Here is a 12,042-nt window from a genome sequence, read left to right on the forward strand (position 1 = left end):
AACTCGTCCCCAACCCCTGACCCGCCCACCCCGGGCGACCCGGCCGACGGCCCACGGGCAGCCGCCGGCGGCCCAAGAGCATTGAGTCGTCGCGCACCGGGGTCGACACACCCCACCCACCCCAACGAACGACGACCCAACGGGAACACGCGGCACCCACCGGTCACCGAGGTACGAGACGGCGACACCCACCTCAGGATGCCGCCGCCTCGTCGTCGGTCCGCAGCTCAGGCGGCGCCGGCCCACTCCTCGAAGCCGTCGGGACGCCCCACCCAGCGCTCGGCGGCGCCGACCATCTCGGCATCGGTCATGAGGGCGTGCTCGAACGCGGCGCGCACCTCCTCCACGTCGTCGACGTGGGCGGTCACCACCAGGTGGGTGCGGCGCTTGCCGTCCCACCGCGCGCACTCGCCCAGCCGCAGCTGGCCACAGCACTCGTCCCAGGCCAGCACGGAGTCCGGGCGGCTGGGCAGCCAGAACGCGCCGCGCGTGCGCAGGGAGGCCAGCACCATCGGCTCCATGGCCTCCATGAGGCGGTGCGGGTGCAGCGGGCGCCAGGACTCCAGCACCACCGTGGTGATGCCGTCGGCGTCCTCGGCACCGGTGGGCCGGCGGTGCAGCGGGCTCGTGCACCGCGACGCGGTGTCCACGTCGTGCCGCATGGCCAGCAGCGCCGCACCGTCCACGGACAGCGTGGAGTCCACGTGCAGCGCGTCGGCGCGGGCGAGGTGGCGCAACAACGTGAGGTCCTGCGGCGCGGCCTCGTGGCCGGAGTGCACCACCACGTCGGCGTACTCCAGCTGGGCCACCACGGCGGCGGTCACCTCGGCCCCCTCGGGCCCGCCGGTGCCGGCCACCACGCGCTCCACGAGGCCCGCCGGGTCCACCACGGCGGTCACGGCACGCAGCTCCAGGTGCTCGGGCACGCGCTCGTCCAGCACGTCGGTGCCCAGCGCGGTCCCCACGGGCAGCAGCTCGGCACCCAGCGGCAGCACCACCAGGGCGGCCGGCCACCGGTCGGCGCCGGCCAGCTCCAGCAGGGCGGGCACCAGCTCCTCGCGCAGCGCGCACGAGTGGCAGGCGTGCTCCATCAGGGAAGTGCGGTCGTCCACGGTCCCGGTGGCGTCGTGCACCACGCGGCGCACGGTGCCGGCCTCGGCGTCGAGCTCCAGGCGCAGGGTCACCGCATCGGGCAGGTCGAGCTGCGCGGCCAGGACGGCAGCCGAGAGGTCGGCCTCGTCCGTGCCGCCCAGCACCACCACGGGCAGGCGGTCGCTGGTCACCGGCGGGCCCCGTAGCGCTGGCGGAAGCGCTCCACGCGGCCGGCGGAGTCGAGCACCTTCTGGCGCCCGGTGTAGAAGGGGTGGCTGGCGGAGGAGACCTCCACGTCCACCACGGGGTAGGTGTTGCCGTCCTCCCACTCGATGGTGCGGTCGGTGACGGCGGTGGAGCGGGTCAGGAACGCGAAGCCGGCGTCGGCGTCGCGGAAGACCACGGGGCGGTAGTCGGGGTGGATGCCCTTCCTCACGGCATCTCCTCTCTGGTCGGGTCGTCGACGGGGATGCCCGCGACCGCGCGCCCGGCGCGGCCGCGGGGGCTCACCAGGAGCTCTTGGTGACGCCGGGCAGCTCGCCGCGGTGCGCCATCTCGCGCAGGCGGATGCGGCTCAGCCCGAACGTGCGGTACACCGCGCGGGGGCGGCCGTCCACGGCATCGCGGTTGCGCAGGCGGGTGGGGCTGGCGTCGCGGGGCAGCTTCTGCAGGGCGCTCACGGCCTCGGCGCGCTCGGCGGCGGTGGAGCCCGGCGCGGAGACGATGCGCTTGAGCTCGGCGCGGCGCTCGGCGTACCGGGCCACCACCTCGGCGCGCTGGCGATTGCGGGCGATCTTGGACTTCTTGGCCATCAGCGGGTCTCCCGGAACAGGGTGTGGCGGCGGAGGGTGGGGTCGTACCGGCGCAGCTCGAGCCGGTCGGGGTCGTTGCGGCGGTTCTTCTCGGTGATGTACGTGAAGGCCGACTCCGTGGACCGGAGCTTGACCTTGGTACGGATGTCCTGTCGTGCCATGGGGCGGGACCCTACGCTGATTGAGAACGGTTCGCAAGAATGATTCTCAATCGGCGCGTGGTACCTTGCTCGGCCCCCTCGGAGCGCCCCCGGCGCAGGGCGCGGCCACGCCGCCCCGAGCCTCGTCCGGCCCACCGGAGACAACCCCGCACCCCATCTCTCGCGGAGAGACGCCGTGGACACCCCCACCCCCGATGCCGGCACCCCGCCCACCGACTCCCCCGATGCCGAGCTGGCCGCCGAGCGCGAGCACCTCACCCGCGCACGGTCCGCCATGGCCCGCATGCGCGAGTCCTCCCTGGCCACCACGGCCGAGGGGGCCGACGCCCGCACCGTGGAGTTCCTGGCCCGCACGCTGTGGCAGCGAGCGGTCTCCCTCGAGGACGACCCGCACACCACGCTCTTCTTCGGCCGCATCGACCTGGCGCCCGGCCACGGCACCGACCCGCTCTCGGACGCCCCGGAGCGATGGCACCTGGGCCGCCGCCACGTCACCGACGACGCCGGCGACCCCCTCGTCATCGACTGGCGCGCCGAGGTGGCCACCGCCTACTACCGTGCCTCGGCCACCGACCCGATGGGGGTGGAGCGCCGCCGCCGCTTCGGCGTGGTCGACGGGCAGCTCACCGGCTTCGAGGACGAGCACCTGCTGTCCGGGCAGGCCCTGGACTCCGCCCTGCTGGCCCACGAGATCGAGCGCCCCCGCACCGGGCCGATGCGCGACATCGTGAGCACCATCCAGCCCGAGCAGGACGAGATCGTGCGCGCCGACGCCGCCACCACCGTCTGCGTGCAGGGCGCGCCCGGCACCGGGAAGACCGCCGTGGGCCTGCACCGCGTGGCGTGGCTGCTCTACGCGCACTCGGCCCGCCTGGCGCGCGGCGGGGCGCTCGTCATCGGCCCCAACGAAGCCTTCCTGGAACACGTGGGGCAGGTGCTGCCCTCGCTGGGCGAGGTGGAGGTCGCGCACAGCACCGTGGACGGCCTGCTGGGGCTGGAGGTACGCGGCACCGACGCCGCGGACGTGGCCACGCTCAAGGGCGACCCGCGCCTGGCCGAGGTGGTGGACCGCGCCGTGTGGGGGCGCATCACCGAGCCCGACGAGGCTCTCGTGGTGCCCCGCGGCGCCCGGCGCTGGCGGGTACCCGCGTACGAGGTGCGCGAGGTGTTCGCCGAGCTGCGCAGTCGGGGCGTGCGCTACTCCGCCGCCCGGGAGATGGCCGCCCGCCGCCTGGCGCACCGGGTGCTGGCCCAGATGGAGGCCGCCGGCGACTCGCCGGACGACCGCGTGGCCGATGCGGTGGCCCGCTCCACGCCCATGAAGGCCTACCTCAAGGCCCACTGGCCGGTGCTCGACCCGCAGCGGGTGGTGTTCGAGCTGCTCGGCGACGCCGACGTGCTGGCCCGCGCGGCCGAGGGGGTGCTGTCGCCCGAGGAACAGGCTCTGCTGCAGTGGGACAAGGCACCGCGCAGCCCCCGTTCGGCGCGCTGGTCGGCCGCCGACGTGGCCCTGCTCGACGAGGCCGGCGACGCCGTGGAGCGCACGCCCAGCCTCGCGCACGTGGTGCTCGACGAGGCGCAGGACCTCTCCCCCATGCAGCTGCGGGCCGTGGGGCGCCGGGCCAGCACCGGGGCGCTGACGGTGCTCGGCGACATCGCGCAGGGCACCACGCCGTGGGCCACCGCCTCGTGGGAGGAGACGCTGCACCACCTGGGCGCCGAGGGCTCGCACGTGGAGGAGCTGGTACGCGGGTTCCGTGTGCCGGCGGCCGTCATCGAGCTGGCCGCACGGCTGCTGCCGCACATGGCGCCCGGGCTCCGTGCCCCCGAGGCGGTGCGCTCCACCCGCGGTGACCTGGCGTTCACGGCAGTGGAGGGCAGCGGCGGCGAGGTGGACGGCACCCCGAGCGAGGCACTGCTGGGCGCCGCCCGCGCGGCCGCGGAGCGGGCGCTGGCACACGAGGGGACGGTCGGCGTCATCGTGCCCGGGACCTGGACCGATGCGGTGGCGGCCGCCCTCGATGGGGTGGAGGAGGCCTCGGCACCCGAGGAGGGTCCCGCGTCCGCGCGCTGCACGGTGCTGCCGGCCGGCACGGCCAAGGGCTTGGAGTTCGACCGCGTGGTGGTGGTGGAGCCGGCCCGCGTGGTGGCCGACGAACCCGACCACCGCACCGGACTGCGGCGGCTGTACGTGGTGCTCACCCGTGCGGTGAGCGGGCTCGAGGTGGTGCACGCCGCGCCCCTGCCCACCGAGCTGGGCGTGGGCTGAGGAGTGACGGACACGGGACGGAGACTCCGTTGAACCGACTACGCCGTCGTGCGACGTCTCCCACGCACGGGCGCCAGGCCGTTACCAAGCGCTCACTCAGCACCCCTAGCGGGACGCCCCACCTGCGCCATACATTGAGCCACCGGAACCTGTCAGGTTCCCTCGAGAAATGCGACAGCAATGAACCGCACGAGCGTGCGCAGCGGTGCAGCCATCGGCCTCTTGGTCGCCGCCCTGTTCCTCCCTCCCGGCTCAGCCATGGCTGAGGACGCCGAGACACACCTCTCCCCCATGGCCGCGCCCGTCCAACCTGACGGTTCCCCCGACTCCTCTGACGAGGAGATCGCCGCTGCCACCGCTGCAGACGCTGCCACCATCGCCGCGCAGGAAGGCCGAAGCGTCGCTGAGGTGCAGGAGGATCTGAAGTGGCAGGACTCAGCGCAGGCTGAGATCGACAGGGTCGCCGCACTGGCCCCGGAGGCCTTCGCCGGGTCGTCCCTCTCCGTCGCGGACCGCACCGTCTGGGTCGGGTTCACCGGCACCGCCCCCTCAACCGACACACGATTCCCCGAGGGCACGACAGCAACCATCCAGGGAGATCTCCCCCTGAACCACGAAGGTCGTGTGCAGGCAGCCCGAGCGGCCGCCTCGGCAGTCGAGGCGGAGTTCGGCGCAGAGGCCGTCTCCCGTGTAGATGCCGTGACCGGCATGGCCGAGGTCTTCGTCGCCACGTCGCGCCCCTCCGGATCGGATGCACGTCTGGCCCGGGCCGAGAGGGAAGCAATCAGCGAGATCACGGTGTACTTCGACCCGAACAGCAGAGGGGGCGAGGAGACCGTGAACGGCGGTGGGCGACTGGAGCGGGTGGGCACCTCGAGCCTCCTGTGCACCTCGGCGTTCACCGTGGTCCGGAACGGAACGAGGGGAATGACCACAGCACAACATTGCCCCTTGCCATTCACCCATGAGAACTACGACAACGCGACCGAGCACCAGGTCACCCACAACGCCTCCCACTACGGCGCGGACGGCGACATGCGGATCTACACGACCAGCGACATTGAGGGCCCCCGATTCCGGGCCGATTATCGCGACGTGCGTACCCTGGCTCAGGCGCCGGGGTTCAGCGTCGGCACCTACATGTGCCACTTCGGACGCGGCAACGGGAAGCGGTGCGACACCGTGTACGACACCACCGTCTCCAAGGGCAGCCTGTCGGCCTGATCGCCATGGAGCACCACTACACGACGGGCGGCAACAGCGGGGGGCCCTGGTACAACGGCACCAAGGGTTACGGAATCCACCACGGGTACAAGACGATCTGGTTCAAGGACAGGTCGCTCTTCACCCCTCTCAACCGAGTCACGCGACACTGGGGTGCCTATGTCCTGGTGGGCTGAGGCCACGGGTGCAGCCATGGTTGCAGCACTGATCGTCTCCGGCTGCACTTCCGCCGACCAGAAGAGCGCCCAGGGTGACACGAGCCTCTGGGTGGCCAAGGACAGCAGTTCAACGGGCGAGGCCATGCTCGAGGGGACACTGCGGTACCTCCAGGACGAGGGGTGCTGGGTTGTGGAACCCTTGGCGGGAGATCTCGACGCCGACGTCAGCCCAGAGAGCGCCAGAACCGCCGTCATTTGGCCCCCGGGCTCGTTCTCCGTCGAGGGCTCCCGTCACACCGTCTCCGCGGAGGGCGGGCAGGTCATGGACGGGCAACATGTCCAAGCGTCCGCTGCGTTCATCCACGACCCCGGAGAATTCACCATTCCAGAGACCTGCCGAACCGCAGGGATTGCAGTGGTGAGCAACGTCCATCCCGCGGAGTGAGAAGGACGGATCCCGTGTGCGCGGGGAGGGCGGCGTCCCGGTGAAGCGCTTTGCCCTCCCCGCGCACACTCGTGGGATCGTCTGCAAGTGCGCGATGGTCTGCCGCGCAGACGCTGGCGTTGACGCGAGCACGGTGCAGGAGGTGAAGCAGCTCGTGCTGCTCACCGCGGGGCACCGCGCCCGAAGGCGGCGGCATCCTCGGGCGCGAGGCGTGGGCGTTGGACGACCGGTCGGCCCTGTGCGTGGTGGACGGTCAGGTGGAGCTTCTGCCGGGCGAGCACTGGCGGCACTTCCCCGGCTGAGGTGCACACTAGGCGCATGCCCGCCCTCGTCGCCTGGTGGCGCCAGGACCTGAGCACGCTCGCCCCCGCCGCACCGGACCAGGCGGTGGTCGATGCCGGCGCCCGCCTGCTCGCGGCGTGGACCGCGCCGGGGCGCGCCTACCACTCCACCCGGCACCTGGTGGAGCTGTTCTGGGCGCTCGAGGAGCTCACCGAGGCCGGCGAGGTGAACGCCGGGGACGCGCCCCTCCTGCGCGTGGCCGGGTGGTTCCACGATGCGGTGTACGACCCCACCGCGGGGGCCGGCGCCAACGAGCGGGAGTCCGCGGCGCTGGCCCGGCGCGAACTGGAGGCGCTCGGGGCCGCGGAGGCCGTGGTGGCCGAGGTGGAGCGGCTGGTGCTGCTCACCGTCGACCACCGGGCGGAGGGCGGGGACGGCGGCATCAGCAGCGAGGGCGACGGCGGCGCCCTCCGGCGTGCCCGGGCGTTCTGCGACGCCGACCTGTGGGTCCTGGCGTCAGATGCCACGCGCTACACCGAGTACACCGCCCAGGTGCGGCAGGAGTACGCACACGTGCCCGACAAGGCCTTCCGCACCGGGCGCCGGGCCGTGCTGGAGCACCTCGGGGCCGGGTCCGTCTACGCGACCGACCACGCCCGGCGCGCCTGGGCGCCCGCCGCCGCGCGCAACATCGCCGGGGAGCTGGCCGGCCTGTCGTGAGGCCGCGCGGTCCGGGCGACGGCTCGGCCCCGTCGACCCGGGAGGACGTGTGGCCACCCGCGGGCCGCGTTACACGCCCCAGCCACGCTCCATCCCGCGGGTCACCAGCGGCCACCACGACGCACCGCCGACCAAGTCACGCCCCTCGGCCAGCCCCACCCAGCGCGCACCGTCGATGGGGGCAGGCGCCTCGGCGCCGGTGGACCACGCAGCTCCGACGGCGGCCAGGCCGTCCGGACCCCCGATCACCTGGAGTCGGTAGGCACGGTGCTGACGGCGCAGCACCCCGCCCTCGCGCCGCACCTCCTCCTCGTACCCGATGAGGGCGCCCTTCCCCGACGTGGAGGACGGGCCGCCGACGTCGCGGCCCGGCACGCCCCCGGCCACACCCTGCGGCCCCACGCCCTGCAGGAGGCCCCACCCGTCCTCGCCCGGCACGAGGAGCACGCGCCCGGCCCCGTCGGCCACCACGAGGCCACCGTCCTCCATCGTGGCCGACCCCGCCGCACCCACGGGCCCGGCGGCCGAGCGCACGAGGTCCACCCGGTGCCCCTCGTCCACCACGGTGCGGGTCAGGCACTTCTCGGCCTTCCGCTTGCGCAGGCGCTGCCCGGTGGCGGTGAGCATCGCCGTGATCTCCCGCGCACTGCGCAGCTGCGCGCCCGCGGCCAACAGGTCATCGAAGGCAGAGACCGGCACGTCGGCGTGGTCACCATCGAGCCAGCCGGGGTGCAGGCCCGCCCCGGCCAACGCGTCGGTCAGCTCCGCGGACGCCCGCACCCACGAGGCGGCGCCCGTCGCCTCCAGGCCTCCGTCGCTCACGAGATGGCTGAACACGGTGTCGTGCGCCGGCCACGCGGGGCGGTCGATCCACAGGGCCATCGTCGAAGCGTAGGTCGACAGCACCCATACTGCGCCCATGGCCGCGCCCCACCGCGCCTCCCTTGCCGCCCTCGGACCGCTCGAGCAGCTCCGCGCCAGACGACTGCCCCTGCGCCTGGCGTGGCTGCTGATGGGCCTGTTCCTCTACGGGGCGTCCATGGCCATGGTGCTGCGTGGCATGTTGGGGCAGTTCCCGTGGGACGTGCTGCACGTGGGCCTGGGCCACCACCTGCCGCTCAGTTTCGGCGTCATCGTGGTGCTCGTGTCGTTCGTGGTGCTGCTGGCGTGGATCCCGCTGCGCCAGCCGCCGGGTCTGGGCACGCTGGGCAACGCGTTGCTCATCGGCCCCGCGGCCGACCTCGTGCTCGCCGCCCTCCCGGCTCCCGACACGTTGGCGCCCCGCATCGCCCTGATGGTGGGCGGCATCGTGCTCAACGCCGCGGCCACCGCCATGTACGTGGGCGCCCAGCTGGGCCCCGGCCCCCGCGACGGGCTCATGACCGGCCTGGCCCGCACCACCGGGATGTCCCTGCGCGTGGTGCGCACGGGGCTGGAGGTGGCCGTCATCGTCCTGGGCGTGCTGCTCGGCGGCACACTCGGCGTGGCCACGGTGCTCTACGCCCTGGCCATCGGCCCCCTCACCCAGGCCTTCCTGCCCTACCTGACGCTGCGCCTCCCCGGCCACGCCCCGGACTGAGGCAACCACCTGATGGTGGGCGCAGCCGGCGCCGGGGCCACGCACCCCGGTTGCCGACGCCCCACGGCCGGGGGCCACGGCGTGTGGCGTGGCCCCCGGCATCGCATCAGCGAGTGGACGTCGCCGAGGTGGCAACCCAGTAGGTGCTGCCCTCGGAGGTCACGGCCTTGTAGATGCGCTTGCTGCTCGAGGTGACCGTCAGGCGGGCCACACCGGTGCTGCCGCTCTTGGCCGTCCCCTTGCGCGACCAGGTGCCGTTGGCGTTCTTCACGTAGAACGTCACCGTCGCCCCACCGCGCTTGCGGAACTGGCTGTAGGTGGTGTTGTACGTGGACACCGTGCTCGACAGCGTCACCGTGCCGCCCTTGCGGCTGGAGGTCAGGGCGTTCTTGCTGCCCAGCTTGACCGTCATGGTGCGGGTGTTCTGCGTGAGCGAGTTGAACGTGCTGTCGCAGGCGTAGTCGGGACGAATCTTGTACGTGCCGACGGGCAACATCCAGTCGTACACGTCGAAGGTCTGGCGCGCCCCATTGGCGGAGGATCCCCCCGCTGACGAGGAACCACTCCTGGGAGCCCTTGCTCGGATGGATCGCCTGGCAGGACCCCACGCCTCCCTTGTTCACGCACGCCCCGGAGAGGCTCACCGGGTACTCCCGGAACTCGCGGTTGATGGTGATCTTGCTGGGGGTGGTGATGGTGCACGAACCGGCGGCCACGGAGGGGGCAGCGGTGGGGAGGGTGCTGGCGCCCACGAGGGCGGCCACGGCGAGTGCGGCTCGGCGCATGTGTGTCTCCTTGTGATGCGGAGGAGCTCCTGTCCCCCGTCGCGGCAGAAGGTACGAGGCACCACCGACAACCTCCTCCACCGCCCCGGCGACGACGCTACCCCCAGAGGATTAGCACACCTGTTCTGCTACATGCTATACTTGTCCTAGAACATCGCGGGGTGTTCCACCTGCGGGAAACCAAGGGGGTGACGTCATGACAGGTCCGACGGTCGACAGGACGGCCGAGCACCGGGCGGGCGTGCAGGCCATCGAGTGCTGGCTCGACCGCGGGGGCGGCGGCACGGCGGCCGAGCTCGTGGACCTCATCGGCCACCTGGAGGACCTGGCGAACGTCGTCACCGCCGCACAGCTCACGGCGGTGCGGCGCCTGGCCGAGCAGCAGACGATCGAGGACCTCGCCGCGGGCGTGCCGGAGCGCGACGCCGGGTCCACGGTGGGTGCGCAGGTGGGCCTCGCCCGGCGCCAGCCGCCCCGTCGTGGAGTGCGCGACGTGCACCTGGCCGGCGTCCTCGCCGACGAGCTCCCCCACACCCGCCGGGCGATGCTGGAGGGCACCGCCAGCGGCTACCAGGCGGAGCTCGTGGTCACCCACACTGCCTGCCTCTCGCGCGCTGACCGGGCCCGTGTCGACGAGCTCGTGGCCCCGGAGCTGGGGTCCCTCTCACCGCGGCAGGTCGTCCACCGCGTGAAGCACCACGCCTACCGGCTCGACCCCGAGGCCGCGACGCGCCAGGCGGCCATGGCGCACCGGGAGCGCCACGTGTCGGTCCGCCCCGTGCCCGACACGATGGCGCGGGTAGCCGCCCACCTGCCCGCCGCCCAGGCCGTGGCCGTGTGGGCAGCACTCGACCGGGAGGCCAAGGCCCTGCGGGCGGCAGGGGACGAGCGGACGCTGGGTCAGCTCCGCGCCGACGTGCTGGTCGGCCGCGTCACGGGCCAGCTGGAAGCCCCGGCCGTCCCGGTGGAGGTGCAGCTCGTGGTGCCGGCCGGCACCCTGTTCGGCAGCACGGCGGTGCTCCGGGCGCTCACCAGCGGTGACGAGCCGGCCGTCCTCAGCGGCTACGGCCCCCTGCCGGCTCCCGTGGCCCGGCAGATGGTCCGCGACACCGCCGCGTGCAGCCTGCGGCGCCTCCTGCTCGACCCTGAGTCGGGCACCCTCGTGGGACGCGACCCGCGCCGACGCCTCTTCTCGGCCGGGGAGCGTGACCTGCTGGTGGCCCGAGACCAGACCTGCCGCACCCCCTACTGCGACGCCCCCGTGCGCGAGGCCGACCACGTGGTCCCCTTCTCCGAGGGCGGCCCCACCACCCTGGCCAACGCGCAGGGCCTGTGCACCCAGTGCAACCAGACACGCAACCACCCACGGTGGAGCGCCAGACCCCTCGGGCCGCCGACGACCACGACACCCCGGACCGAGCCGACCGCCCGGGCACGACTGCTCGTGCTGGCCCGCCAGGCCTGCGTGGAGACCACCACCCCCACCGGCCACCGGTACACGAGCCGGACGCCTGGGCCAGGGTGACCAGCCCCAGCACCACCAGTCCCAGCACCCCACCGCCCGGCCTCGGCAGGAGGAGCACGGACACCAGTCCCGCCACGAGGCTCACGACCAGCGCCCAGTGCGTGCGCTGCAGGGCGCTCGCCGCCATCTCGTCCAGGGCCCGCAACGGCATGGTGAGCGTGGGGTCCTTGCCCAGCAGGTCCGCGAACTCCCGGGCCGAGCCCTGACGGTCCCTCCTCATGCCCAGACCCGCCAGGTTGTGCTGCGCGTGGTGGTGGTGCGGGTCGATGGCGAGCGCCTGCCGGTAGGCGTCCGCGGCCGCGCCCTGCCACCGGTCGTGCAACGCGTACCCCAGCGCGAAGTACGAGTCGGCGGCGTGCGGGTCCAGCTCCACGGCACGGCGCCCCGCCTCGACCGCCTGGGTGTACCGCTTGAGGTCGCTGAGAACCTGCGCCAGCACCCGCTGCCCCACGGCCCGGTGGGGGTCGAGCTCCACCGCACGCGTCAGGGCCCCCAGGGCCCGCTTGGGCTGGTCGCCCTGCCGCAGGGCATCGCCCAGCATGATGTGGGTGACCGGATCGTCCGGCGCCAGGGCGACGGCCCGCTCGGCGGCCTGCCGCGCCTCCTCCGCCCGACCGGCGGTGAGGTGCAGGCTCGCCCAGAGCAGGTGCAGCCGTGCCTCCTCCGGCGACTCCGCCGTGGCGCGGGACAGCTCGGCTGCGGCGTCGTCCACTCGCCGCAGGCGCAGCAGTTCCTGCACGCGCGCGACGCGCACCTCCAACAGGGCGTTCACAGCAGCTTCTTCCCCTTCATGTACGTGCGCAGGTCGCCGTACTCGCCGGACGGGTCGCCGTAGGTCACCACGTTGCGCGCCGCGGAGAACCACGCCCCCGTCGAGGGCCGCACCTCGGCTCTTCCGATCTGAGGGTGTAGCAGTGGTGGTGTGACCGGGTCGAGGTAGGGGTCGAGGTCCCCTGATGATGGGGGTTCCTACACCGACCCGACCAGAAG

12 protein-coding genes and 1 pseudogene are annotated in these 12,042 nt (G+C 73.3%); 6 read left to right on the top strand and 7 right to left on the bottom strand.

The window, feature by feature from the left end:
- Window positions 1–227: 227 nt before the first annotated feature.
- The 4 genes from CYJ76_RS11135 to rpmG all read right to left on the bottom strand — a co-directional run bounded on the left by CYJ76_RS11135 (window position 228) and on the right by rpmG (window position 2,065).
- Entirely contained in the window at window positions 228–1,283 is a 1,056-nt protein-coding gene (locus CYJ76_RS11135; RefSeq protein WP_070703178.1) for a GTP-binding protein, read from the bottom strand.
- Window positions 1,280–1,528, bottom strand: a complete 249-nt coding sequence (locus tag CYJ76_RS11140) for a type B 50S ribosomal protein L31 (protein WP_070703177.1) — start codon at window positions 1,526–1,528, stop codon at window positions 1,280–1,282. Before CYJ76_RS11140 ends, CYJ76_RS11135 begins: the two co-directional genes overlap by 4 nt.
- A 70-nt stretch (window positions 1,529–1,598) precedes the next feature.
- The gene (rpsN, locus tag CYJ76_RS11145; protein WP_070703176.1) at window positions 1,599–1,904 is read right to left on the bottom strand and encodes a 30S ribosomal protein S14; all 306 of its coding nucleotides are present in this window, start codon (window positions 1,902–1,904) and stop codon (window positions 1,599–1,601) included.
- A complete protein-coding gene (gene rpmG, locus CYJ76_RS11150) occupies window positions 1,904–2,065 on the bottom strand; it encodes a 50S ribosomal protein L33 (protein ID WP_070703175.1) in 162 nt (53 codons plus the stop codon). The genes rpsN and rpmG overlap by 1 nt, the downstream gene beginning before the upstream one ends.
- Before the next feature lie 175 nt (window positions 2,066–2,240).
- Here rpmG and CYJ76_RS11155 point away from each other — a divergent pair, with 175 nt between their 5' ends.
- The 4 genes from CYJ76_RS11155 to CYJ76_RS11170 all read left to right on the top strand — a co-directional run bounded on the left by CYJ76_RS11155 (window position 2,241) and on the right by CYJ76_RS11170 (window position 7,163).
- Window positions 2,241–4,334: a HelD family protein gene (locus tag CYJ76_RS11155; RefSeq protein ID WP_070703174.1), complete on the top strand. Its 2,094-nt coding sequence runs from the start codon at window positions 2,241–2,243 to the stop codon at window positions 4,332–4,334.
- 180 nt (window positions 4,335–4,514) lie between these two features.
- On the top strand, window positions 4,515–5,558 hold the full coding sequence (locus tag CYJ76_RS11160; RefSeq protein WP_101850123.1) for a chymotrypsin family serine protease: 1,044 nt from the start codon (window positions 4,515–4,517) through the stop codon (window positions 5,556–5,558).
- Between the two features lie 192 nt (window positions 5,559–5,750).
- Window positions 5,751–6,161 (top strand): hypothetical protein, encoded by a 411-nt coding sequence (locus CYJ76_RS11165; protein WP_101850124.1) that lies wholly within the window; start codon window positions 5,751–5,753, stop codon window positions 6,159–6,161.
- A 318-nt stretch (window positions 6,162–6,479) separates the two neighbouring features.
- Window positions 6,480–7,163 carry an HD domain-containing protein gene (locus CYJ76_RS11170; protein WP_101850125.1) on the top strand — a complete coding sequence of 228 codons (684 nt, stop codon included), beginning with the start codon at window positions 6,480–6,482 and terminating at the stop codon, window positions 7,161–7,163.
- 69 nt (window positions 7,164–7,232) lie between these two features.
- Here the strand turns inward: CYJ76_RS11170 and CYJ76_RS12670 are convergent, their stop codons facing one another.
- Window positions 7,233–8,045, bottom strand: coding sequence for a DUF4031 domain-containing protein (locus CYJ76_RS12670; protein WP_101850126.1), 813 nt, complete (start codon window positions 8,043–8,045; stop codon window positions 7,233–7,235).
- A 37-nt stretch (window positions 8,046–8,082) separates the two neighbouring features.
- Between CYJ76_RS12670 and yczE the strand changes: the two genes are divergently transcribed.
- Window positions 8,083–8,742, top strand: coding sequence for a membrane protein YczE (gene yczE, locus CYJ76_RS11180; protein WP_070706101.1), 660 nt, complete (start codon window positions 8,083–8,085; stop codon window positions 8,740–8,742).
- A gap of 106 nt (window positions 8,743–8,848) precedes the next feature.
- Here the strand turns inward: yczE and CYJ76_RS11185 are convergent, their stop codons facing one another.
- Window positions 8,849–9,250 (bottom strand): hypothetical protein, encoded by a 402-nt coding sequence (locus tag CYJ76_RS11185; protein WP_144043088.1) that lies wholly within the window; start codon window positions 9,248–9,250, stop codon window positions 8,849–8,851.
- A 473-nt stretch (window positions 9,251–9,723) separates the two neighbouring features.
- Here CYJ76_RS11185 and CYJ76_RS11195 point away from each other — a divergent pair, with 473 nt between their 5' ends.
- Window positions 9,724–11,052 carry an HNH endonuclease gene (locus CYJ76_RS11195; protein WP_101850129.1) on the top strand — a complete coding sequence of 443 codons (1,329 nt, stop codon included), beginning with the start codon at window positions 9,724–9,726 and terminating at the stop codon, window positions 11,050–11,052.
- Between the two features lie 271 nt (window positions 11,053–11,323).
- Here the strand turns inward: CYJ76_RS11195 and CYJ76_RS13220 are convergent.
- Window positions 11,324–11,824, bottom strand: a pseudogene (locus tag CYJ76_RS13220) (tetratricopeptide repeat protein); the annotation flags it as partial.
- Window positions 11,825–12,042: the final 218 nt, after the last annotated feature.

Origin of the sequence: Kytococcus schroeteri, from assembly GCF_002847825.1 — a bacterium.
Classification (GTDB): Bacteria; Actinomycetota; Actinomycetes; order Actinomycetales; family Dermatophilaceae; genus Kytococcus; species Kytococcus schroeteri.